Here is a 23,551-nt window from a genome sequence, read left to right as displayed (position 1 = left end):
TCAGCCAACGTCAACATCCTGCGTGCCACCACAACCCCTGTCCGCCAGCAACTCCGAGCACTTGTTGCTTACACGGTGACACCGCCTCCTCAAGTGATGGATGGTGAACCTGCTGAGCTTCTTCGCGAGCAAATCGTATGGTGGGCATTTGTAATTGACTTGTTTTTTGGGGACTACTTCACACCGAAACCCGATGTCGTGGACTCCCCGGAATTTGAAGACCTACTTCGCTCCCTCGGGCTGACGGAAGATCAAATCGCCCGCTTCCGAAGACTGAATCACAAACAGCCACTACAACTCCTCAAGGCTCTACTTGACGGTTATGACGGTAACGTCCCGGCCTTGATCGGAACGCTCGACAGCGATGGGAGTAATCACCTCGCGGCACCTGCGACGTCAGTTCCGACGGTGACGTCGACGCCCAACGGTGATGGTCCGTCGACATCCGGTAGTGAGGTCCCTGAGCAGCAGCCGGCTTATACCGGGAGCGGGGGTTCGGAGAGTGGTACCTCGTCCTCGGCTGGTGGCGATGGCGGTGCTGGGTCGGGCGGTGATCAGGGGTCATCTTCAGGATCAGGGACTGGTGATGCGCCGGCGACGACGGGTGGCACGTCTCCGGGAGGCGGCAGCGGTGACCCCAGTTCGGGGACTGCAGGTTCGTCGAAGCCGTTGTTCGGAAGCCCGGACAGTGAGCTCCCGAGTCCTCCGCCTGGTTATCGCTGGGGGCCGCAGGTGTGTACGCCAGACAATCCGAATGGTGGTCGGATCGCGCAACCGGATAGCCCGAGTTCACCGCCTCTGCAGCCCAACCAGATCCGTGAGATTCCCGACCCGGCGACGCCGAACGGTCCGTCCGGGGCGACGTTGACGGGTCCGGCACCGACACAGCCGCTGGTCGACAATGTGCCCAAGGCTCCGGAGAATGGCGGTGGAGAAGAGGGCGGTGCCGGTGGCGAGAATGATCCGGAGGTACCGGGCGATGAGATCCCTGGCGCTCCGGAGGTACCGGGCGGTGAGATCCCTGGCGTTCCGGAGATGCCCGAGATGCCCCTTGTGCCCGTTGACAATCCCAACCCGACGACCGGCCAGACAGGAACTGAAACAGCGTGAAGTACTACAAACTCCGACCAGGCGTTCCGGCAAACTTTCACGGTGGTACGTGGGACGACAGTCTGACCCCACCACGAGTGACCTCGGTCAAACTCGGCTTCGAGTTCCCGCTGCGCTCGGAGATCATCACGGCGATCGAGGCCTACGTGGTGACCGCAGAGCTTGCCGAAGCGCTGCGGGCGACAGACTTCACGGGATTCCGGTTCGGGCCGGTGACCGAAACCCGGATCGAATCGTGGTCGGAGTATGCCGACCAGATCGTGATTCCCCCGTTGGAGTGTTTGATCGTGGTGGGTACCCCGTTGGTGGATGATTTCGGTTTACAGCGCCTCAGTCGCCTTGTTGTTTCCGAACGGGTTGCGCGATGGCTTGTCGCTCGCGATCCGAATCTTCGAGAGTCGACTGCAGAACTCGACGACCAGGGCAACGTTATTGACCTCGGGCATCTGCTGCCGGAGGTCACCTCGTAACTGCGCTCGGAGTGGATAGTCACCGGAGACCAATTCCGTGCTGCCGTAGTGTGCGCGAGACTGTGCTGCCCGCGACGCCGTACTTGCGTCCGAGCGCGTTGGTCGAGTTGCCGGCACGGTAGTCGGCAATGAGCTGTTGGAGTTGATCTCCCTCGAATGATCGCACCGGTCTGGTCTGGTGTCCGCTGCGCTGGATATGCCTGGTCACGGTCATGCGGTGGATGCCGTACTTGGCGGCAAGATCACGAGCGGTCGCTCCGTCTTGGTACTCGGTGATCAGCGACTCGAGTTCGTGGGGTGTCAGCTTGCGCAGTTGGCGACAGCCCTGACGGTTGGACGCCTCGACGGGCGGTCCCTCCGCCGTCCGATTCGGCAGGTTTGCCGTACGCGAAAGGTCGTCGAACCCGGTCGGCGGGTTTGAAAGAGATCCACGGAGGCGCACTGTGACACCCCTTCCGGCCTCCGGCCGGTGTGCGCCTGCTGTGTTTGAAAGAGATCCACGGAGGCGCACCGAAAGAGCGAGCGCCGTACCAGTATGCCAACGCCCGCGGTATACCGACCGCGTCGGCACATTCGCCCGGCGTTCGCCGCGTCGACGGGTGACCTGATCATCGAGTGCCTGCGCTACGGTGGGCATCGTGGACTCGCGGAAATCTCAAACAGTTCTCGTCACCGGCGCGACCAGCGGAATCGGCGCCGAGGTGGCACGACAGATGGCGGCCCTCGGGCATCGTGTCTACGGCAGCAGCCGTCATCCCGACAAGGTCGCCAACCCGATTCCAGGTGTCACCTACGTGCGCCTGGACAATGCCGACTACGCCTCGGCGGACGCCTGCGCCGCGGAGGTCGGCGACGTCGATATTCTCATCAACAACGCGGGTGAGTCCCAAGCCGGCGCGCTCGAGGACACCCCTATGAGCGCCATCGAGGATCTGTTCCGGGTCAACGTGTTCGGGCCCGTCGCCCTGACCAAGGCGGTGCTGCCGGGTATGCGGCAACGGCGCCACGGCACGGTCATCATGGTCGGGTCGATGCTGTCAAGCTTCCCTGTTGCGTTCCGCTCCAACTATGCGGCCACCAAGTCGGCGCTCAAGGCCTTCGCGCTGGCGACCCGACGAGAGGTGGCGCCTTACGGAATCCGGATGATCAGCGTCGAGCCGGGCACCATCGCCACCGGCATCGGGGGGCGGCGCAGCATCCACATCGCCGACGGATCGCCGTATGCAGCCGAGTACGAGACTCTTGCCGCCGCCACCCGTCGCAACGAGGACGCCGGAATCGACTCGCCGACGATGGCTCGGGTCATCGTTGAGGCCGCGCTCGCCGAACATCCGAAACCGTTCTACGCCAAGGGAAACAACGCGGGCATCGTCTTCGCGCTGCGTCGGCTGTTGCCGCGCCAGATCATCCTCGATGTCACTGCGCGCAAACACGGGCTGCCGCGCGTGACGATCTGAGCGCCGTGCAGGTCACCATCCGCGTCATCGGTATCGGACCGGGAGATCCACGACAGATCACGCTACAGGCCATCGACGCCATGGCCGGCGTCGACGTCTTCCTCGCGCTCGAGAAGGGCGACGCCAAGGACGGCCTGTTGCAGGCTCGGCGCGATATCCTCGAACACCATGCACCGCAGGGTTATTCGCTCGTTGGGATTCCCGATCCGCCCCGCGACAGATGTCCCGCCGATTACGGCGCCGAGGTCCGCCGCTGGCACGCCGCCCGTGCGGAACTCCTCGCCCGGGCGATCCTTGCCGACGTCCCCGACGGCGGGGTGGCGGCATTCCTCGTCTGGGGCGACCCAGCACTCTATGACTCCACGCTGCGCATCGTCGACGACCTCGCCGCGCGCGACGACATGGCGGTGTCGGTGGAGGTGATCCCCGGCGTCACCAGCGCGTCGGCGCTCACCGCCGCACACGGGATCGTTGCCAACCGGGTGGGCGGACCGATCCACATCACCACTGGGCGTCGCCTCGCCGAGACCCCGACGGGCGCCGACGCCAATCAGATCGTCATGCTCGACGCCGATCTCAGCTTCCGCCACACCGCCGCCGCCGACGACGAGATCTGGTGGGGCGCCTATCTGGGGACGCCAGACGAGATCCTCATCAGCGGCCGGGTCGGCGACGTCACCGACGAGATCGTCGAGGCGCGTGCGGCCGCCCGCGCCCGCATCGGCTGGATCATGGACATCTATCTGCTCCGCACGGCGCGACAGGCGCCGGGGGACGCGCCCGGATAGGTCACCACCACACCTCGCCGACCACATCGAGGATGTCCGCGGCGAGTTCGGGCCGGCAGATCACAAAGTCGGGCATGTACGGCTGCGGCTGGTTGTACACGATCGGCGTGCCGTCGAGTCGGCTGCAGTGCAGCCCCGCGGCGAGCGCCACACCGACCGGTGCCGCGTTGTCCCACTCGTACTGCCCTCCGGAATGGACGTAGGCGTCGGCGTCACCGCGCACCACCGCCATCGCTTTGGCGCCCGCCGAACCGATCGGCACCGGGCGTAGCCCGAGCCGCCGCGCCACCGCGGCCACCTCGTAACTCGTGCCCCACCGGGAGGTTGCGATACGGCCCGACGCGTTGGCGGGCGCGGCGTCGACGGTGTCGGTGCGAAAGACTTCACCCATCGCCGGCAAGGCGACGGCGGCGTCGGTAACTGCGCCGTCCTCTGTGAGTGCGACGTGCACTGCCCACTGGTCGCTGCCCGCGGCGAACTCGCTGGTGCCGTCAAGCGGATCGATGATCCAGACCCGCTGTGCCACAGCGCGGTCGCCGACGTCGGGGGCCTCCTCGCTCAACACCGCGTCCCGCGGCCGGTGCGTGCGCAGGACGGTGCCGATCCACGCCTGGGCAAGCGCGTCACCGGCATCGCCCAGCAACCGCCCACCCAATAGGTCGCCAGAGCGCACCCCCAGCAGGATCTCCCCGGCCCCGACCGCGACGCGTGTGGCCAGCTCGGCGTCGGAAAGACCGGAACTCATCTGTTCACTAGAGCACACTGGTGTCATGCCCGAACTGCCCGAGGTTGCCGCGATCGCCGATTTCGTGGACGGACGTACCGCCGGACTCCCGATCCGGCGGCTGGACATCGCATCGTTGTCGGTGCTGAAAACCGCAGACCCCCCGTACACGGCCCTGACGGGGCGGCTCGTCGAGTCCGTCGGCAGAGTCGGCAAATACCTGATCATCCGCACCATCCCAGGTCCCCAGGCCGATCCCGAACCGGTCATCAACCTGGTCATCCACCTGTCCCGGGCGGGCTGGCTGCGATGGAGCGAGGACCTCTCACCCACACCCCTACGACCCGGCGGCAAGAGCCCGATCGCGCTTCGAGTGCACTGCGGGATTCCCAGCGCCACCGGTGGCGAGGGCTTCGACGTGACGGAGGCCGGAACGCAGAAGCGGTTGGCGGTGTGGATAGTCCGCGACCTCACCGAGGTCGAGCGCATCGCGACATTGGGGCCCGACGTCCTCGCGCTCGATCGCGACGAGTTCGCCGAGATCCTCGCAGGCACCGGTGCGCGCATCAAGAATGTGCTCACCGATCAGCGGGTGCTCGCCGGGATCGGTAACGCCTACTCCGATGAGATCCTGCACACCGCGAAGCTCTCACCGTTCGCCACGGCAAAAACCCTGACCGGTGAACAGATCGACACCCTCTACGAGGCGATGCGCGACGTGCTGACCGACGCGATCGGGCGTCTCGAGGGCCAGGGTGTGGCAAAGCTGAAGTCGGAGAAGCGGACCGGACTCAAGGTGCACGCCCGTACCGGTCTGCCGTGCCCGGTGTGTGGGGACACGATCGGTGAGGTCGCCTTCAGCGACCGATCCTTTCAGTACTGCCCGACCTGCCAGACGGGTGGCAAGGTCCTCGCCGACCGCCGGATGTCGCGACTCCTCAAGTGAGGCAAGAACTGTCCGAAGACGGTGTGGTCGCACAACTGCGGGCGGCCGGGTGCGTGTTCGCCGAGGAGGAGGCGACGATCCTGCGCGAAGCTGCCGCCGACGACGCGGATCTGAACCGGCTCGTGGCACGCCGGGTGGCCGGTGAACCGATCGAGCATCTCGTCGGCTGGGTGGAGTTCGCGGGCCGCCGCCTGGCGGTCGGGCCCGGGGTCTTCGTGCCGCGCCGACGCTCAGAACTGCTCGCCGCCGTCGCCGTCGGCGTCGCCGCGTCCCGGCAGTGTCCGGTGATGGTCGAACCCTATTGCGGCGCAGCACCACTGGCGGCCACCATCAGCACCTGGGTGCCGACCGCACGGGTGTACGCCACCGACATCGACGACGTCGCACTGCGATGCGCGCGCCGCAACCTCGGAGCCGATGCCGGGGTGTTGCGCGGCTCGGGTCTGGCCGGACTGCCCGCAGCGCTGCGCGGACGGGTGGACGTGATCGCGGCCGTCCCGCCGTACGTACCGGACGCGGCGCTCGCGCTGTTGCCACACGAGGCCGCCGACCACGAACCCCGCCGGGCACTACTGGCCGGCGCTGACGGACTCGACCACATCCGCACCCTCATCGCGCAAGCGCCCGGATGGCTGGCCGCCGGCGGTGTGCTGGCGATCGAGATGAACGAGGAGCAGGCGCGCCTGGTCACCGACCCCGCCGAACGTTGTCGAACGGCGGTTTTCGCCCGCCCCGTCACCTTTGCCACCGACGACTCCCGCACCGTGGTGCTGGCGCTGACGATGCCCGGTTGATCTGACCCTCGGGTACGTTGACGGACGTGACGCACCGCGACAAGATCCTGATCACCGGCGCGAGCTCGGGACTCGGCGAGGGCATGGCCCGCGAATTCGCCGGCATGGGCCGCTCTCTGGCACTGGCCGCACGACGCGTTGACCGCCTCGATACCCTCGCCGCCGAGCTGCGGCCCCACGCGGGCACGATCGCGACCGCGGCCCTCGACGTGACCGACGTCAACGCCGTTCCCGTCGTGTTCGAGGCTCTGCGCGACGAGCTCGGCGGACTCGATCGCGTCATCGTCAACGCCGGGCTCGGTAAGGGTGCCCCGCTGGGCACCGGCAAGATGCACGCCAACATCGAGACCATGCAGACCAATCTCATCGGGGCGCTCGCCCAGATCGAGGCGGCACTAGAGATCTTCCGTGCTCAGGAGCACGGGCACCTCGTACTGATCAGCTCGATGAGCGCCGTCCGCGGGTTACCCAAGGCGCAGACCGCATATTCGGCGTCGAAGGCAGGGTTGACCTCTATCGGGCAGGGGTTGCAGGCCGAGTTCGCGCATTCGCCGATCACGGTGTCGATCGTGCTGCCCGGCTACATCGAGACCGACATCAATCGCGGCGTCACGACCTCACTCATGACCGACACCGACACCGGTGTCCGTGCCATGGTGGCCGCCATCGAGGACGAGAAGGCCTCGGCGCCGGTGCCCGCGTGGCCGTGGGTGCCGATCGCCGCCGCCTTACGACTACTCCCGGCATCGATCACGCGTCGACTGATCTGATCCGGTCTCAGCCCGCTGCGGTGGTCGAGGTCGTGGCGGCCGACGATGTCGGGTTTGGCGTGCCCCACACGACCGGCGATGCCTTGAAGTCGAATCCGACGGCCGTGCTCGTCTCGGCCCAATAGATCACGCTGGTGAGTTTCTGCCCGGCGTCGGCGTAGGCCACCAGACAGGTGGCGTAGGAGTCGCCGCGCTTCATCTGCTCCGGGGGCGACGGATTGCCGCACGCCTTGAGGGCCACCGGCGGTGGAAGCGTCAGTGCCGGAGTCCGGCCGTCCACGCTGCCTGCGAGCCCGACAACGGTCGGCGCGGCAGACCGATGTGCGGCCAGCGACGTCACCGTCACATAGACGAAGAATGCCGCGCCGCCCTGCGTCGCCGAATCGGGAACTCCCTCACCGGGTGTGATGCCGGTGACCGTGTACATCGCGGTCGGGCCCGACGGGCGGAACGCGTCGGCGGGCAGCACCGCCGAATCGCCGAAGCGCAGTGAGGTGCCCGGCGCCGTCCTGCCCGGAGCGCCGGGTGGGACCGACACCGCGACCGAGGTCGGGAACGACGAGGTGCCGGGCGCCGACGACGGTGTGGACGACGAACAGGCGGTGAGTACCGAGCCGAGCGCGATGGCTGCCAGGAGCGCACCGGATACGCGTGTGGCCATCGGACCGCGGGCTCGACGGGGCCCGATCAGGGGTCGTGGCAGGCGCATGAGGGATCGCGGCGCGCGCGACGACGGTGACGTACTCACCTGCGTAAGGTAACCGATGTGCCGATTCACCACAGTCAAGCGGTCGCCCATGGCGCCTTCCAGGTCCTCGGAAGCGGGGACGCCGAACCCGTCGACGAACTGCTCCGCGATGTGTTCGGGCGGAACGATATCGCGACAATCGGCGCCGATTGGCGCGGCATCGTGTACTTCACCCTGGCCGACGACGTCGAGGTCGACGCCTCGACCGTCGTGGGCTTCGACCCGTCCAGCGGCAGCTCCGGACCACTGGCCACCCTCGACGAGGTGATGGCCGCCGTCGCCGACGGTGACATCGCCGAGGCGGTCGACGCCGAGAGCTTCGAGGCCTGGCGCGCGGCGACCGGGGTCGACGGCATCGCTGTCGGTGTCTGTGTGCCGCCGTCGCTGCCGGAGTTCATCGGCGGCGATCCCGCCGAACGCGCCGTCGAACCGCTGTCGCTGGTCTCCCACATCGCCAGCTGCGCTGCGTTGATGGGCCGCATCGAGCAACTCGGCCTGGCGCCCGGCGACGACATCCCGGACGAGGTCTTCGACGCCACCCGATGGGAGTGAGCGCGCCACATCCGGGGAACGCTCAGGCCTGCCGGCCGCGCCGCGACCGATACCACCGCACCAACTCGTCGGTCGACGAATCGCCTAGTGCCGCAGGCGGTTGCGAGTCGGTGATCGATCCCAGCAACTCCATCGCCTGAGTTTTTCCGAGCTCGACGCCCCACTGATCGAAGGGATTGATACCCCATATCGCGCCCTCGACGAAGACCTGGTGTTCGTAGAGCGCGATCAGCTGGCCGATGACCGACGGGGTGAGTTCGGGCGCGAGAATCGACGTCGACGGCCGGTTGCCGGGCATCACCTTATGCGGCACCACATGTGGGTCCACGCCCTCCGCGGCGATCTCGTCCGCTGTCTTGCCGAACGCCAGCACCTTGGTCTGCGCGAAGTAGTTGCTCATCAGCAGATCGTGCATCGACCCGGTGCCGTCGGCGGTGGTGAGATCGTCTGTGGGCTCGGCGAATCCGATGAAGTCGGCCGGGATCATCCGCGTGCCCTGATGGAGCAGTTGATAGAACGCGTGCTGTCCGTTGGTGCCCGGCTCCCCCCAGAAGACCTCGCCGGTGTCGGTGGTGACGTGATGCCCGTGTGCGGTGACCGACTTGCCGTTGGACTCCATGGTCAACTGCTGCAGATAGGCCGCGAACCGCGCCATGTCGTTGGAATAGGGGAGTACCACCCGTGATTGGGCATCCCAGAAGTTGGAGTACCACAGCCCGATCAAGCCCAGGATGACCGGCGCGTTGCGCTCGAGTGGCGAGGTGCGGAAGTGTTCGTCGACGAGGTGGAAGCCGTGCAGGAACTCACTGAAACGGTCCTTGCCGATGGCCGCCATCACCGACAGGCCGATCGCCGAATCCACCGAGTACCGGCCGCCGACCCAGTCCCAAAAGCCGAACATGTTGACCGTGTCGATGCCGAACGCAGAGACTTTGTCGGCGTTGGTGCTCACGGCCACGAAGTGTTTCGCCACGGCGTCCTCAGCAGCACCGAGACCGGCCAGCAGCCATCGTTTGGCTGCGGCGGCGTTGGTGAGCGTCTCCAGTGTGCCGAAGGTCTTGGACGCCACGATGAACAGTGTGGTTTCGGCGTCGAGGTCGACAAGCGTGGCCACTAGGTCGGCGGGATCGACGTTGGAGACGAAATGGCAGCGAATGGGCGAATCGAGGTAATGGCGCAACGCCTGATAGACCATCACCGGTCCCAGATCGGAGCCGCCGATGCCGATGTTGACGACGTCGGTGATCGCTTTGCCGGTGTGCCCCTTCCACTCTCCGCTGCGGAGCTTGTCGGTGAAGGCGCCCATCGCGTCGAGGACTTCGTGGACGTCGGCCACCACGTTGTGGCCATCGACGACCAACTCGGCGTCGGCAGGCAGGCGCAGTGCCGTGTGTAGGACGGCGCGATCCTCAGAGGTGTTGATGTGGACGCCGGCGAACATCGCGTCGCGTTTGTCCTCGAGGCCGGCCTCCCGGGCCAGGCGGAACAGCAATTCCAACGTCTCGCGCAGAACGCGATGCTTGGAGTAATCGATGTGCAGATCGCCGACGTCGACGGTCAGTTCGCGGCCCCGATCGGGGTCGGCGGCGAAGACCTCCCGCAGATGCATCGAGTGAACGTGATCCTGATGCGCCGAGAGCGCCTGCCAGGATGGGGTGCCGGTGATGTCGTGCTCGTTGCCATCGAGGTCACTCATACGACCACCCTAGGTGGTGGGTGGGCGGCCCGCATGCGCCGGCGCACAACGTCACCGGCCGAGCGGTTACCGGCCGAGCGGGCCCCGACCCAGACGCAGCAACAGCATCGCGAGCGTATGACCCTCCTGACCGAGTTCGGCGAACCGGTCGAGCACCTTGACCTCGCGGCTGTGCACCAGTCGCGGTCCGCCCGAGGCCATACGTGCGGCTCCGACCTTCTTCGACACCGCAGACCGGCGCTTCACCGCGGCGAGGATTATCGCGTCGAGGCGGTCGATCTCGTGTCGCAACACCTCGATGTCGTCGGGCAAGCCCGCCACATCGTGTTCGAGCTCGTAGTAGGAGAGATCGATCGAATCGACGAAGGAAGCGCCGCCCCGGCGGGCGGGTGCGGTGTTGTCCGGGCTGGTCGACGAGTCGCTGGGGTCGGTCACCGTGTCGATTTTGCCACGCAGACACCGTGCGATGGACACTGGTGGCCATGCCGAGACCCTGGGCAAGCATCGACCCCTCCCGAGATCCCGAAGACACCGGTCCGTCCCGGTCCCCCGGATCTGTGAGCGCCGCGGCGAGCCGGGTGACGCTAATGGTCGTACCGGCCGTGATCACCCTGATCGTTGCGCAACTGATCGTCCGCGGATGGCTGGTGGCCACCGGCAACTTCTACTGGGACGACCTCATCCTCGTCGGCCGGGCCTCGACCATGTCGATTTGGTCGTGGGACTACCTCGGCCACAGCCACGACGGTCATTTCATGCCCGCGGCGTTCCTCGTCGCCGGGATCACGACGGTGCTCGCGCCGCTGAACTGGGTGGCGCCGGCGATCACGCTCGTGGTGCTGCAGGGACTCGCGTCGGTGAGCGTGTGGCGGATGATCCGGGTCCTGACCGACCCCGGGGAGGGTCGGTCACGCAGCGCTGCCGTCGAGATCGGCTCGCTCGGTGCCTTGGCCTTCTACCTCTTTACCCCGCTGACCGTGTCGTCCTTCGTGTGGTGGGCCGCCGGCCTCAACACGTTGCCGATGCAGGCGGCGATGGCCTGGATCGTCGCCGATGCGGTACTGCTCGTCCGTGGGGGTGCCGACCTCCGGGGCGCGCGGCTGATCGTCCTGCGCTCAACGGTGATCTTCGTGCTGTCGCTCGCCTTCTTCGAGAAGTCGCTGTTCATCCTGCCGGCGGCATTCGTCGCCGCGGTTCTCGTGAGCCGCACAGGTCTGGTGAGCCGTACAGGGTCCCGGTCGGCGGACGTTGCCATTGCCGATGCCGATGCCGATAGGGCTGCCGCGGCCGACACTGTCACCGTCCAGATGGGCGCGCTGGGAATGGCATTCGTCCATGCCCGCCGGCTCTGGGCCGCGCTGTCGGTGGTTTTCGTGGTGTGGGTGTTGCTGTTCTTCGCGGTCTCGGACGCCACCGCCGGGCAGCATTCGGTGTCGCAGACCGCGCAACTTGTGTGGCGGTCGATCAACCGTGGCGTCATTCCGTCCCTTGTCGGCGGTCCGTGGGACTGGGAACGCTGGGTGCCGAGCCCGCCGATGGGGTTTTCCGAGGTGTGGATGGTCTTGCTGGGGTGGCTGGTGGTGGCCGCCGTGGTGATCTGGGCCATTCGTACCCGGATCGGTACGGTGGCGGTGCTGGTCTGTGCCGCACTGTATGTCGTCGTCGCGCAGATCCCGGTGATGTGGAATCGCTCATCGGCCAACACTGCACTCGAACTGGCCCAGACCTTGCGGTATCTGCCCGATTCTGCGGTCGTGCTCACCGCCGCGCTCGCCCTGCTGGTTGCCGCACCCCGGCGTTCGGTGAGCTCGGACCCGCCCTCGGGTGGGCGCCATGCCGCTCCCGATGCCGACGACGACGGGACGGCAGGAAGCCGTCGGCAGACAGTGGGTACGGCGGTCGGCGTCCTCGCCGCGGTGACCGCGGTGTTGGCGTTCGCGTCGTCGTTGATCTCGACCGCGTCCTACCAGTCGTCGTGGACCGACGACCCGACCGGCGCGTATCTGGCCAACGCCAAGCGCGCGCTCGCCGACAACCGGGACCACACGATGTTCGATCAGGCGCTGCCGTTCGAGATACTGCTACCGGTGGCCTACCCGTACAACCAGATCAGCGCCACCTTCGGCCGTGTCACCGACCGTTCGCCGTTCGGCGAGACCACCGACCGGCTCTTCGTCCTCGACGACGCCGGCAACCTCACACCCGGCGCGGTAACCCCACGACGGACCGTCGAGGCGGGCCGCGGGACTTGCGCGCGACCGGAACTCACCGGACCGACGTCACTACGGCTCGACGGCCCGTTGATCAACTGGCGGTGGACCATTGCGCTCGGCTACTGCGCCAACATCGCGGGCGACGTGGAGATGTCCCTCGACGGCGGACACGCCGTTGGCGTTCCGGTGCAGGCGGGTCTGCATGTGGTCTACGTGCAACTCGGCGGTCACGGCACCGAACTCCGAATCCGGCCGCTCACCCCGGGTCTGGCGCTGCACACCGGTGACGGACGGGTCGGTGAGGTGGTCGACGCCCGGCTGCTGGGCCAGTGATCATTGCTGGGCCGACGATCGTCGTGGGTTATCTGCCGGTGACGTCTCAGCCGCTCGTGTCGGATGATTCCGGCGCGTCGTAGTACACCGAGATCTTGCTGGAGAATCCGGCTTGGGTCACCAGTGCGGTGAGCGCGGCACTCGTCGACTGCTCGGCCACGTAGTACGCGATGCGGCCGTCGTCGCCGACGGCCTGCACTTGCTTGCTCATCTGATCGCGCAGGGTGGCCGTGCCGGACCAACTCGGGTCGAAGGTGGTGCCTGTGACATGGGCGGCGTAACCGGGTGCGAAGGTCACCAGGTACGCACCGGCAGGGCCGTAGCCATCGAACAGGTAGTCGCCGCGCTTGACGGCATAACTGCTCGGCAGACCGGTGTGTTCGGAGGCGTAGGTCGCCGCAGCGGGCTGCTTGGTCCCGGTGCGCACCATGGTGAACTGACGCTGTGTGGCCTGCGTGTTGTCGTTGAGGTAGTCGCTGAGGGTGTCGGCGCCGTAGTCGATGAACGGGAGGTACGAGAAGGTTACGTTGGGTCGGATCGAACCGCCTCCGGAGCCGAGATTGGTTGCGGTGCAACGGGTGGTGGCGGTCTTGTTGAAGTCGACCCGGATCACCGGGGTACAGGTGCCGCCGACGGCCCCGGCCGGCTGGCTGTTGACGATGAAGTTGACGGTCAGTCCATAGTTCACGTGCCCGGGCTTGTTCTCGGAGCCGCGGGTCGGTGTGCCGTTGACGGTGAGGTCGTAGCCGCACGCGACAGTCGAGCAGTCACCGGTCTGCTTCCAGCCGACCTGATCGAGTTGTCCGCCGGGCAGGTCGGCGATCGTCATACCGGGGACCGGCACCGACCCGAGTTCGTTGGTGAGGCCCTTCTGCTGAGCGAAGATCGGCGAGATCTGATCGAAGGACAGAGGCGTGACGTCGGTGTCGATGGTGGTGGTGACGTCACCATCCTTGTACCGGCCTTTGAGATGGCTGATTGCCTTGGTCTCGGAGACGAAGGTGATCTCCCAGTCCCCGGCCTTGACCTTGTCGTCGGCGAGCGAGGTGATCGCCGAATCCGAGGTCGGCCAGAAGCGGGCGTCGGGGGTGTCCTTGTTGGGAGAGGGCAGGGGTGCGCCCAGCGACGGCGGAGTGACGAGGTCGTTGTTGCCCAGGCGCCCGGCCAGCACGATCGGTGATAGCGCATAACCGAGGTTGGGCAGACCCCACTCCGCGGAGGCCCACTTTTTGTCGACGGGCGACATGTCGACGTTGTCGGGGGTGGTGCCGCCGAGTACCGCTTTCCAGAAGGCGACCGGGGCCTTGGTGAAGTAGTAGTTGCCGATCTGGGTGTAGTCGCCCTGCTGGCCGTTGACGGTGATCGAGCCACTGACGTTGCCCGACAGCGACACCTGCAGGTCGGAGAACTCGACGGTGAGGGTGGTGCCGTTGCCGTACTTGCGCGTCAATGTTCCCTTGTATGTGGCGCCCGGGCTGCTGCCGTACTGAAAGGCCGTCTGGTCCAGGCTGTTCTGTGCCCGGAACGCGGCGGTCGGCTCTGCCGATCCGGGGTTGTTCCACGGGATGAACGACAGGATCAGGGCGACGATCACCGCCACCGCCCCGACGCTGGTCAATACCAGTGCAATGACCTTCGGTGTGTTCTTCATCGCTCGCTTCCCGGGGCATGGGTCATCGGGCGTGAGGTCACGGCGATGTCCGCTGTCGGCCGAATGACGACAACACTAGACATCCCGGCCCGGCTTCGGGAGGCCCGCATGGGACGAATGAATGACGACAAGTGCTGCGCATTTTCGCCCGTGCCTCCCCTGATCACGTGGGGGAATCCGCACTGCCTCGCACCGCAGGCCCCCGGACTCGGTGCGAGGGTTATCGTAACCGGTGCGTCCGACAGCCGGCGCCATCCGGGCGGCTTCGCCCCGCACAATCGTGTCGGTGGGCCGGAGTAGCCTGAGATACCGATGACCACCAGCTCCGCACCCGCCGCCTCCGCCGCCTCCGCAGACTCCGCAGGCGCCACGCCGTCCCCCGCCTCGTCGGCCGCCGACGAGCGCGTCGAACGGCTCCTCGAGGGGCTGAACCCGCAGCAGCGCGCGGCGGTGGTGCACAGCGGTCCGCCGCTGCTGATCGTCGCCGGTGCCGGGTCGGGTAAGACCGCTGTGCTCACGCGCCGCATCGCCTATCTGCTCGCGGCACGTGATGTCACGCCGGGCCAGATCCTGGCGATCACCTTCACCAACAAGGCGGCCGCGGAGATGCGCGAGCGCGTCATCGGTCTTGTCGGCCCGCGCGCAGCATACATGTGGGTCTCCACCTTCCACTCGACGTGTGTGCGCATCCTGCGCGCCCAGTCGGCGCTGCTGGGCAAACGCAACTCCAACTTCTCGATCTACGACGCCGACGACTCGAAACGTTTGCTGGGCATGATCATTCGCGATCTCGACGTCGACCCGAAGAAGTTCAGTCCGCGCGGTGTTGCGGTGAGCATCTCGAATCTCAAGAACGAACTGTCCGATCCCAGCGACGCTCACGCCGCCGCAGGTGAGGAGCCGACCGCGCGCACCATCGCCGAGATCTATGCGGAGTATCAGCGCCGGCTCCTAGCGGCCAACGCTTTCGATTTCGACGATCTGATCGGTGAGACCGTCGCTTTGCTGCAGAGTCACCCCGACGTCGCGGAGTACTACCGCCGTCGTTTCCGCCACGTCATGGTCGATGAGTACCAGGACACCAACCACGCGCAGTACGTACTCGTGCGCGAACTCGTCGGCCGCGAGGCCATGTCATCGGGGCTGGCGCCGTCGGAACTGTGCGTGGTCGGTGACGCCGACCAGTCGATCTATGCCTTCCGTGGGGCGACGATCCGCAACATCGAAGAGTTCGAACGCGACTTTCCGAACGCCGAAACCATTCTGCTGGAACAGAATTACCGCTCGACGCAGACGATTCTCTCGGCGGCCAACGCGGTCATCTCGCGCAATCCGAATCGTCGGGACAAGCGGCTGTGGACCGACTCCGGCGACGGTGAGCTCATCGTCGGGTACGTCGCAGACTCCGATCGGGAGGAGGCGATGTTCATCGCCACCGAGATCGAGCGGCTCACCGACCACACCATCGGTGGCGCACAGTCCCACAGCTATTCCGACATCGCCGTGTTCTACCGGACCAACACCGGATCGCGCGGGCTCGAAGAAGTGTTTGTCCGTCACGGCATCCCGTACAAGGTGGTCGGCGGGACCCGTTTCTACGAGCGCAAAGAGGTGCGCGACGTCGTTGCGTATCTGCGGGTGGTCGCCAACCCTGAAGATTCGGTCAGCCTGCGGCGCATCCTGAATACGCCGCGTCGGGGCATCGGCGACCGGGCCGAGGCGTGCGTCGCCGTGCACTCGGAGAACCGCGGGATCTCGTTCTACCAGGCGCTGATCGAGGGTGCGCAGGGTCAGGTCGGGTTACTGAACGCACGTGCGGTCAAGCAGATCGCCGGCTTCGTCGACCTGATCGAGGGCGTGCGTAACGACTTTCTGACCACCTTCGGTGAGGGCGGCACGGAGGGCTCCGATGTCGCCGTTGCCGATGCCACCGAAGAGAGTGCCGACATCGGCGAACTCGTCGACGCCATCATCGACCGCAGCGGATACCGAGCCGAGCTCGAGGGGTCCCACGATCCGCAGGACGGCGCCCGGCTGGACAACCTCAACGAATTAATCTCGGTGGCAAAGGAATTCAGTCGAGATGCGGCCGAAGCCGCGCAAGCCGAGGTGGACAACGGCACCGACGAGGAAGCGGCGCAACTGCGCGAGGGCGAGCCCGAACCAGGTTCGCTGGCCGCCTTCCTGGAACGAGTATCGTTGGTCGCCGATGCCGATCAGCTCCCGGACGAGGGTGAGGGTGTGGTCACGCTCATGACTCTGCACACCGCCAAGGGACTCGAATTCCCGGTGGTCTTCGTGACCGGTTGGGAGGATGGGCATTTCCCCCATCTGCGGGCCCTCGGTGATCCGGCGGAGCTCAGTGAGGAACGACGTCTCGCCTACGTCGGCATCACTCGTGCCAAGCAGCGGTTGTATCTGACCCGTGCGGTGACCCGCGCATCCTGGGGTCAGCCGGTGTCGAACCCCGAATCGCGCTTCCTGCAAGAGATTCCGCAGCATCTGCTCGATTGGCGGCGGACCGAACGGCGTCGTTCCGCAGGCGGCTTCGGATCCTCGGGTGGCGTGTTCGGTCGCGGCTACGATCGTGGTTCGGGCGGCGCGTTGGGGCGCTCGTCGTTCTCCGCGGACCCGAATCGGGGGCGCAACAAGCAGATCCAGCTCAACATCGGCGATCGGCACAACCATCCCAAGTACGGGATGGGTAAGGTCGTCGGCAAAGAGGGCAGTGGCGCGACCGAGCGGGTGGTCATCGATTACGGGGGCAACACCGGCCGCATCACGCTGCTGACGATCGGTGGGATTCCCGGCGAGAAGCTGTAACGGGGACAGGCGGACGGTGGCGGGTCAGCCGACGTAGTTCGACAGCCGCACACCGCGCTCGGCGAGCCATGGTGCCGGGTCGATCTTGGTCTTGCCGTTCAGCCACACCTCGAAATGGCAGTGCGGGCCGGTGGATTGCCCGTCGCTGCCCACCAGGCCGATGACCTGCCCGGCCTTGACAGTCTCGCCCTTGTGGACCAGGACGCCATTGGAATACATGTGGCCATAAACAGTGACGGTGCCGTCGGGGGCCTTGACCTGAATCCAGTTGCCGAAGCCCGACGCCGGACCGGCCTCCAGGACCACTCCGTCGGTGGCGGCGTGGATCGGGGTGCCCAACGGTGCCGCGAAATCCAGGCCGGCGTGCATGACGCCCCAGCGCATCGCATACAGCGAGGTGAGCTCGTAATGGCCGAACGGTATAGGTGAGACAAACTCCGGAGGTAATTTCGCGTTGCGAAGTGCGGCCAGCGCATCGGCGAGTTGCTTGCCTACCTGTAATTGCCGGCCGTACATGCCCGTGTCGGGGGTGTCCGCCGATGCGGGCGCGACCCCTGGTCCGGTGTCATCAGCAGCGGCGCTCCCGACATCGGCGGTGGGTACCGGCGTGCCCGGCGCGGCCTCGTCGTCGGAGTTGATCTGCACCACGGCCGCGGCCAGCGCGGCACCGGTGGCGACGGCCGCCAGGGCGACACGTCCGCTGCGTAGTGCCCTCGGGGGGGCAGCGATGCGGTGCTTGCCGCGCGAACGGCGCGTCTGGCTCGCGGGGACGCGGCGAAACGCCGGCCCTGCGGTGGCCGCTTCGCCCGGCTCGTCGGCCTCGTACTCTTCGACTGCGTAGTCGTCCGCGTGGGCGCCGAGAACATCGAAGGGCTCGTCATGGCGGTAGGCGTCGAACTCGCTCTCGGGGATGAGGATGTCCTGGGTGATCTCCGAGGTGGTGGTGCGGCGTGTGGAGTGGCGGCGTCCGCGCGAATTCGAGTTGTCGTCGGGGAGTACCGAGCCGTTGTCGACGGGGATGATCGTGGTCATCTCCTCGGCGGTCAGATCGTTGATCCGCTCGTCCCGGCGTCGACGTCCGCTGACGACTGCGATACCGGATACCGACCTGCCTGGGAAACCACGTTCCGCCAAGTCGTCCACCTCACCTCACGCTTGCGATACACCCAGGTGTCCGCGTTCCTTCGGCGTTACGGATGTGACGCAATGGGTCACCACGACCTGAGACTGCTTGCCGACGGTAACGAAATGATTGCGACAAGTCCAACCCTGGAGGGTAAACAACCGGAATGGAGTGATGTGGATCACAGCCCAATGACCATCCTCGCGCTGGGTTGAATTGGTGGTGTCGGCTGGCGGATTCGCCGCAATGCGCCCAGCCGGACGGCTGACGGTCGCCGGTCGACAGCAGCGCGTGTCCCGACCGAGCGAGTGATCTGTCGCACAAGGTGAGGAGGTGTCCCCAAACCCGATATGCGGCGGGTTTAGAGTCCCGTATGGCCCGCGTTACACCCAGACGAGCGGGCAAATCTACGAAATGGTGAGCTGAATGGATCTCTTCGAATACCAGGCGAAGGAACTGTTCGCCAAGCACGGAGTTCCGACCACACCCGGTCGTGTCACCGACTCTGCCGCCGACGCGCGCACGATTGCCGAGGAAATCGGCAAGCCCGTCATGATCAAGGCGCAGGTAAAGGTCGGTGGACGTGGCAAGGCCGGCGGCGTGAAGTACTCCAAGGACGCCGACGAGGCGCAGGCGAACGCCGAGAACATCCTCGGTCTCGACATCAAGGGCCATGTCGTCAAAAAACTCCTCGTCGCCGAGGCCAGCGACATCGCCGAGGAATACTACATCTCCTTCCTGCTCGATCGCGCCAACCGCACCTACCTGGCCATGTGCTCGGTCGAGGGTGGCGTGGAGATCGAGGTGACCGCCGAGCAGAACCCCGACGCGCTCGCCCGCGTCCCGGTCGACGCCGTCAAGGGTGTCGACCTCGCATTCGCCCGCGAGATCGCCGAGAAGGGCAAGCTGCCCGCCGAAGTGCTTGACGCCGCCGCCAACACCATCCAAAAGCTCTGGGAGGTGTTCATCGCCGAGGACGCCACCCTCGTCGAGGTCAATCCGCTGGTCCGTACCCCCGACGACCAGATCCTGGCCCTCGACGGCAAGGTCACCCTGGATGAGAACGCCGACTTCCGGCATCCCGATCACGAGGCATTCGCCGACCGCGACGCCACCGATCCGCTGGAGCTCAAGGCCAAGGAGAACGACCTCAACTACGTCAAGCTCGACGGACAGGTCGGCATCATCGGCAACGGCGCCGGGCTGGTCATGAGCACCCTTGACGTGGTTGCGTACGCCGGCGAGAAGCACAAGGGTGTCAAGCCCGCGAACTTCCTTGACATCGGTGGCGGTGCCTCGGCCGAGGTGATGGCCGCCGGCCTCGACGTCATTCTGGGCGACGAGCAGGTCAAGAGTGTCTTCGTCAACGTCTTCGGCGGTATCACTGCTTGCGACGCTGTCGCCAACGGCATCGTCGGCGCGCTCAACAAGCTCGGCGACGAGGCCAACAAGCCGCTCGTCGTCCGCCTCGACGGCAACAAGGTCGACGAAGGCCGCAAGATCCTGGCCGATGCGAATCACCCCTTGGTGACGCTCGCCGAAACGATGGACTCCGGCGCCGACAAGGCCGCCGAACTGGCGAGCAAGTGAGGGGCTAGAGAAACATGTCGATCTTCCTGAACAAAGGCAACAAGATCATCGTCCAGGGCATCACCGGCGGTGAGGGCACCAAACACACCGCACTGATGCTCAAGGCCGGCTCCAACATCGTCGGCGGCGTCAACGCTCGCAAGGCCGGCACCACCGTCGCCCACACCGCCCAGGACGGCTCCGAGGTGGAGCTGCCGGTCTTCGGCAGTGTTGCCGAGGCGATCAAGGAGACCGGGGCCGATACCTCGATCGCCTTCGTCCCGCCGAAGTTCGCCAAGGACGCCATCATCGAGGCGATCGACGCGGAGATCCCGCTGCTGGTCGTCATCACCGAGGGAATCCCGGTGCAGGACAGCGCTTATGCCTGGGCCTACAACCTGGAGAAGGGCAACAAGACCCGCATCATCGGGCCGAACTGTCCCGGCATCATCACCCCCGAGGAATCCCTCGTGGGTATCACCCCGGCCAACATCACCGGCAAGGGGCCGATCGGGCTGGTATCCAAGTCCGGCACCCTGACCTACCAGATGATGTATGAGCTGCGTGACCTCGGCTTCTCCACCGCCATCGGCATCGGCGGTGACCCCGTCATCGGGACCACCCACATCGACGCCATCGAGGCGTTCGAGAAGGACCCGGAGACCAAGGTCATCGTGATGATCGGTGAGATCGGAGGCGACGCCGAGGAGCGTGCGGCCGACTACATCAAGGCCAACGTCTCCAAGCCGGTCGTCGGCTACGTCGCGGGATTCACCGCGCCCGAGGGCAAGACGATGGGCCATGCCGGTGCGATCGTCTCCGGCAGCTCCGGCACCGCCCAGGCCAAGAAGGAGGCCCTTGAGGCCGCGGGCGTCAAGGTCGGTAAGACCCCGAGCGAGACCGCGAAGCTGGCCCGGGAGCTCTACGAGGCTCTCTGACCCACGGCCGGAGACCATCTCCGAAACCCGCCTGCACGCGAGAACTCTTGTGCAGGCGGGTTCTTCGTTTGTGTGACACCGGTGAATGGTCGCCGGTGGCCGTCATGTGTGCGCTCCGCCCGGGACCTGTCCGGCGGTCGTCGGCGTCGACGGATCGGCAGTTTCGCAGGCAACCCTGGCTGCCGCTTTCACTCAGCCCGCCGAACTCGGCTTGTCGCTGGTGGTCCTCAGCACCTCTCCGGGGTTATCCGACGAGGGGTTCTACGATCGGGGCGAGGCGTCGGCTCAATTCCGGGACTGGCCCACCGAATCCGTCACCGCCAGCTAGGGTGTGTCTCCCAATGCCCTTTGCGGGTCTTGGCGGCCCGATTGCGCCCTGGCCGCGTTGTCGTCGGTCACGATAGCTGCCGCTATCGCTTCCTCCTCCGCCTTGCCAGAACGCAATCGTTCGCGCCAATCCCTCGCAGAAGAATTGGGAGACACACCCTAGCCGAGCGCCGCGAGGCCGCAGGTGGTGCGCAACCGATCGTGCTCGGGAGCAGCGGTGTGGCGGCTTCCAGGAGCTTCTGCTCGGATCGACCAGCCACGCCGTCCTGCACGTCGCATCGTGTCCGGCGATGATCGTGCACTCCGAAGTTGGCCGCCGAACGATGTTGTCACGTCGCAGTTGATGCGATAGCGCCTCGACGGGTAGCGCCTCTGTGTCGTCACGATTCGCTGACGGCCTTGAGCCGCGCGAGTCCCTTCTCGAAGTCCTTGCCGAGGAGTTTGTCGAACAAGCCCAGCGGGGTGGCCACGCGGCTGAAGAGCGAATGCTTGCCGGTCATCGTCCACGTGACCTCGCTGACGCCGGCGTTGTCGATGATGTCGAAGGTGCTGCGGCTTGTCGATGTCACCGGCTTTTCGAACTCGACCCTGATCCCCACGTGGGTCGGTACGGTGTCCTCGAGGATCTCCATGGTGCCCTTGCCCGCTTTCCGATTTCCCGACCACGCATAGCGCGCACCCACGCCGAGTTCGGCTCCGGAATAGGTTCTCGACAGATCGGGGTCAAGGCCCTCACCAATCAACCCACCGATGCAGATCATGGATGTATGCGTGGATTTCGGCGGCAGGAGCGGCGATCGTGGTGCTGCGCACCACGGTGTAGTTCTCGGCCATCGGACTTCCTGTTCTGTGGATCGGTGCGTCCCTGGGCGGACGGTGGGTGGATAGGTGTGCAAGTATGACTCCCCGTCCCGCCGAGAGTCATCGCGCAATCCCCCAGGTGGGGCTGAGGCGCATGCGATAATCCGGCGGTGAGCGACAAGGGTTCCCGACCAGGCGGGTTGGCGGCGATGCTGCAGCTGCCCTGGCAGGTGGCCTCCGCTGCGACCGCCGCCGCCGAGCAGGTACCGGTTGCCGGTGGTGTCGTACGTGTGGCTCGGCGCACCACACACGTGATTCTCGACGGCGTCGGCACCCTCGCCACGGCGGCGGCCGACGCGTCGATCGGGGCGGTGATCCGCGCCGTCGTCGACGAGCTCAGTTCAATCGACCTCACTCCGATCGTCGGTGCCATCGATCTGAATCGAGTCGCCGACGCGGTGGATCTTGATGCGGTGCTCCGCAACATCGACATCAATGCCATGATCGCGCGACTCGACCTCAACGCCGTGATCGGCCGGGTGGACATCGCGTCGATGCTCGACGGTCTCGATCTTCCCGGGATCGTGGGGGGACTCGACCTTCCGGCGGTTATTGCGGCGGTCGACCTCGCAGCGGTGATCGATGCGGTCGACGTCGCGGCGATCGTCGGCCACCTCGACCTCGACGCCATCCTGGACACGATCGACATCAATGCCATCGTCACTCGCGTGGACCTCGACGGCGCCGTGGAGCGGGTCGACATCGACCCCATCATCGCCCGCATCGATTTGATCGGCCTCGCCGAGGAGATCATCGCCGGAGTCGACCTGCCCGACATCATCCGGGAGGCAAGTACGTCGGTGACCACCGAGGTGATGACCGACGTGCGTAGCAGCAGCGAACGCGCCGACGACGCGGTGGCCGATCTCGTGAACCGGTTGCTCCGACGAAAGGTGGCCGCCCGGGTCGCCGACGCCGGACTTGCCGAAGATTCCCCGAGTGGTGACAACACGAGTGATGGGGCCCGGACCGATGGGACACAGAACCGTGCATGATCCAGCGTCCCATCATGATTCGGCGTCCCATCATGATTCGGCCGGGTATCCGATAACGCGGCCGCCCGTCGTCCTCGACACCGATCGCTCAGCCGGTATCGTCAGCCGCGCGATTGCGGCCGTCCTTGACCTGCTGCTGGTGCTCGCGGTGATGGGCGGGCTGTATGTCGGGTGGCTGATGGTCCGTCTGATCTACGACGTGCACCAGTTCTCGTTACCGAGCGCGAACCCATTCTTCACCGCGACGACCTTCGTCGCGGTGTCGGTGATCTACCTGACCGGTTGCTGGTGCGTCTCCGGCCGCACGCTGGGGTCAGTGGTAATGGGGTTGCGTCTGGTCAGTCGGAAAGGCACACCGCGCGTTCGTCTTCCGGTAGCGCTGATCCGCGCACTGATCTGTGTGTTCTTCTCGGTCGGGTTGCTGTGGGTGATCGTCGATCCGCGTCGTCGCTCGGTCGCCGACCTGGTGATGCGCACGCGCGTGGTGTATTCGCGGTGAGCGAGCATGCGGAACATCGGTTGCCTCGCGGTGGGCACACGTGAGCATCCTCGTTTTGCGTCGCCATGAGGCCGCCTCGCTGTGTGGTGCAGCGGTCCCTGTCTGATCAACACCAGTAATGTTGTGCGGGGTGATGTTTCAACGCCTACGGCGTCCCCCCTTGT

23 protein-coding genes and 1 pseudogene are annotated in these 23,551 nt (G+C 66.0%); 16 read left to right on the top strand and 8 right to left on the bottom strand.

Features of this window, described 5'->3' with window-relative positions:
* The first annotated feature begins 732 nt into the window (after positions 1-732).
* Both EF294_RS20605 and EF294_RS20600 read left to right on the top strand, forming a co-directional pair.
* Positions 733-1,110: a hypothetical protein gene (locus tag EF294_RS20605; protein WP_123932975.1), complete on the top strand. Its 378-nt coding sequence runs from the start codon at positions 733-735 to the stop codon at positions 1,108-1,110.
* 77 nt (positions 1,111-1,187) lie between these two features.
* Positions 1,188-1,580 (top strand): hypothetical protein, encoded by a 393-nt coding sequence (locus EF294_RS20600; protein WP_123932973.1) that lies wholly within the window; start codon positions 1,188-1,190, stop codon positions 1,578-1,580.
* A gap of 19 nt (positions 1,581-1,599) precedes the next feature.
* On the opposite strand, the gene EF294_RS20595 is transcribed toward EF294_RS20600, so the two are convergent.
* Complete coding sequence (locus tag EF294_RS20595) at positions 1,600-2,022, bottom strand: hypothetical protein (protein WP_123932971.1); 423 nt, start codon at positions 2,020-2,022, stop codon at positions 1,600-1,602.
* Between the two features lie 196 nt (positions 2,023-2,218).
* Here EF294_RS20595 and EF294_RS20590 point away from each other — a divergent pair, with 196 nt between their 5' ends.
* Together EF294_RS20590 and cobF are read left to right on the top strand one after the other, a co-directional pair.
* On the top strand, positions 2,219-3,037 hold the full coding sequence (locus EF294_RS20590) for an SDR family oxidoreductase (protein WP_123932969.1): 819 nt from the start codon (positions 2,219-2,221) through the stop codon (positions 3,035-3,037).
* Between the two features lie 5 nt (positions 3,038-3,042).
* Positions 3,043-3,825: a precorrin-6A synthase (deacetylating) gene (cobF, locus tag EF294_RS20585; RefSeq protein WP_123932967.1), complete on the top strand. Its 783-nt coding sequence runs from the start codon at positions 3,043-3,045 to the stop codon at positions 3,823-3,825.
* A 1-nt stretch (position 3,826) separates the two neighbouring features.
* On the opposite strand, the gene EF294_RS20580 is transcribed toward cobF, so the two are convergent.
* Complete coding sequence (locus EF294_RS20580) at positions 3,827-4,570, bottom strand: 3'(2'),5'-bisphosphate nucleotidase CysQ (protein WP_123932965.1); 744 nt, start codon at positions 4,568-4,570, stop codon at positions 3,827-3,829.
* Between the two features lie 25 nt (positions 4,571-4,595).
* Here EF294_RS20580 and EF294_RS20575 point away from each other — a divergent pair, with 25 nt between their 5' ends.
* From EF294_RS20575 to EF294_RS20565, 3 genes are read left to right on the top strand one after another with little or no spacing between them, the layout of a single operon-like run.
* Complete coding sequence (locus tag EF294_RS20575) at positions 4,596-5,495, top strand: DNA-formamidopyrimidine glycosylase family protein (RefSeq protein WP_123932962.1); 900 nt, start codon at positions 4,596-4,598, stop codon at positions 5,493-5,495.
* Complete coding sequence (locus tag EF294_RS20570) at positions 5,492-6,289, top strand: N5-glutamine methyltransferase family protein (RefSeq protein ID WP_123932960.1); 798 nt, start codon at positions 5,492-5,494, stop codon at positions 6,287-6,289. Before EF294_RS20575 ends, EF294_RS20570 begins: the two co-directional genes overlap by 4 nt.
* A 26-nt stretch (positions 6,290-6,315) precedes the next feature.
* Positions 6,316-7,059, top strand: a complete 744-nt coding sequence (locus tag EF294_RS20565; RefSeq protein WP_123932958.1) for an SDR family oxidoreductase — start codon at positions 6,316-6,318, stop codon at positions 7,057-7,059.
* 7 nt (positions 7,060-7,066) lie between these two features.
* Here EF294_RS20565 and EF294_RS20560 read toward each other — a convergent pair whose 3' ends face one another.
* A complete protein-coding gene (locus EF294_RS20560; protein ID WP_123932956.1) occupies positions 7,067-7,720 on the bottom strand; it encodes a hypothetical protein in 654 nt (217 codons plus the stop codon).
* A gap of 105 nt (positions 7,721-7,825) precedes the next feature.
* Here EF294_RS20560 and EF294_RS20555 point away from each other — a divergent pair, with 105 nt between their 5' ends.
* Positions 7,826-8,359, top strand: a complete 534-nt coding sequence (locus EF294_RS20555; protein WP_123932954.1) for a hypothetical protein — start codon at positions 7,826-7,828, stop codon at positions 8,357-8,359.
* A gap of 22 nt (positions 8,360-8,381) precedes the next feature.
* Here EF294_RS20555 and pgi read toward each other — a convergent pair whose 3' ends face one another.
* Together pgi and EF294_RS20545 are read right to left on the bottom strand one after the other, a co-directional pair.
* Complete coding sequence (gene pgi, locus EF294_RS20550) at positions 8,382-10,055, bottom strand: glucose-6-phosphate isomerase (protein ID WP_123932952.1); 1,674 nt, start codon at positions 10,053-10,055, stop codon at positions 8,382-8,384.
* 66 nt (positions 10,056-10,121) lie between these two features.
* Positions 10,122-10,490: a chorismate mutase gene (locus EF294_RS20545; RefSeq protein ID WP_123932950.1), complete on the bottom strand. Its 369-nt coding sequence runs from the start codon at positions 10,488-10,490 to the stop codon at positions 10,122-10,124.
* 152 nt (positions 10,491-10,642) lie between these two features.
* Between EF294_RS20545 and EF294_RS20540 the strand changes: the two genes are divergently transcribed.
* Positions 10,643-12,601, top strand: coding sequence for a hypothetical protein (locus EF294_RS20540; protein ID WP_185091182.1), 1,959 nt, complete (start codon positions 10,643-10,645; stop codon positions 12,599-12,601).
* Positions 12,602-12,647: 46 nt separating this feature from the next.
* Here EF294_RS20540 and EF294_RS20535 read toward each other — a convergent pair whose 3' ends face one another.
* Complete coding sequence (locus EF294_RS20535; protein ID WP_123932946.1) at positions 12,648-14,252, bottom strand: hypothetical protein; 1,605 nt, start codon at positions 14,250-14,252, stop codon at positions 12,648-12,650.
* A gap of 312 nt (positions 14,253-14,564) precedes the next feature.
* On the opposite strand from EF294_RS20535, the gene EF294_RS20530 reads away from it, so the two are divergent.
* Entirely contained in the window at positions 14,565-17,075 is a 2,511-nt protein-coding gene (locus EF294_RS20530; protein ID WP_123932944.1) for a UvrD-helicase domain-containing protein, read from the top strand.
* Between the two features lie 24 nt (positions 17,076-17,099).
* On the opposite strand, the gene EF294_RS20525 is transcribed toward EF294_RS20530, so the two are convergent.
* Complete coding sequence (locus tag EF294_RS20525) at positions 17,100-18,218, bottom strand: M23 family metallopeptidase (RefSeq protein WP_123932942.1); 1,119 nt, start codon at positions 18,216-18,218, stop codon at positions 17,100-17,102.
* Between the two features lie 406 nt (positions 18,219-18,624).
* On the opposite strand from EF294_RS20525, the gene sucC reads away from it, so the two are divergent.
* From sucC to EF294_RS22815, 4 genes are all read left to right on the top strand, one after another.
* Positions 18,625-19,788 carry an ADP-forming succinate--CoA ligase subunit beta gene (sucC, locus tag EF294_RS20520; RefSeq protein WP_006368323.1) on the top strand — a complete coding sequence of 388 codons (1,164 nt, stop codon included), beginning with the start codon at positions 18,625-18,627 and terminating at the stop codon, positions 19,786-19,788.
* A 14-nt stretch (positions 19,789-19,802) separates the two neighbouring features.
* Positions 19,803-20,705 (top strand): succinate--CoA ligase subunit alpha, encoded by a 903-nt coding sequence (gene sucD, locus EF294_RS20515; protein ID WP_123932940.1) that lies wholly within the window; start codon positions 19,803-19,805, stop codon positions 20,703-20,705.
* A gap of 85 nt (positions 20,706-20,790) precedes the next feature.
* Positions 20,791-21,033 carry a hypothetical protein gene (locus EF294_RS20510; protein ID WP_246008000.1) on the top strand — a complete coding sequence of 81 codons (243 nt, stop codon included), beginning with the start codon at positions 20,791-20,793 and terminating at the stop codon, positions 21,031-21,033.
* Between the two features lie 76 nt (positions 21,034-21,109).
* Positions 21,110-21,376, top strand: coding sequence for a universal stress protein (locus tag EF294_RS22815; RefSeq protein ID WP_425459459.1), 267 nt, complete (start codon positions 21,110-21,112; stop codon positions 21,374-21,376).
* 36 nt (positions 21,377-21,412) lie between these two features.
* On the opposite strand, the pseudogene EF294_RS20500 reads toward EF294_RS22815, so the two are convergent.
* Positions 21,413-21,866: pseudogene (locus tag EF294_RS20500) on the bottom strand (SRPBCC family protein).
* A 137-nt stretch (positions 21,867-22,003) separates the two neighbouring features.
* Here EF294_RS20500 and EF294_RS20495 point away from each other — a divergent pair.
* Together EF294_RS20495 and EF294_RS20490 are read left to right on the top strand one after the other, a co-directional pair.
* Entirely contained in the window at positions 22,004-22,888 is an 885-nt protein-coding gene (locus tag EF294_RS20495; RefSeq protein ID WP_123932938.1) for a hypothetical protein, read from the top strand.
* A complete protein-coding gene (locus EF294_RS20490) occupies positions 22,881-23,387 on the top strand; it encodes an RDD family protein (RefSeq protein WP_425459458.1) in 507 nt (168 codons plus the stop codon). The genes EF294_RS20495 and EF294_RS20490 overlap by 8 nt, the downstream gene beginning before the upstream one ends.
* Positions 23,388-23,551: the final 164 nt, after the last annotated feature.

The sequence above is a fragment of the Gordonia oryzae genome (assembly GCF_003797185.1).
Taxonomy (GTDB): Bacteria; Actinomycetota; Actinomycetes; order Mycobacteriales; family Mycobacteriaceae; genus Gordonia; species Gordonia oryzae.
The sequence above is the reverse complement of the archived record's forward strand: the minus strand, read 5'-3'. Positions and strand labels throughout refer to the sequence as shown.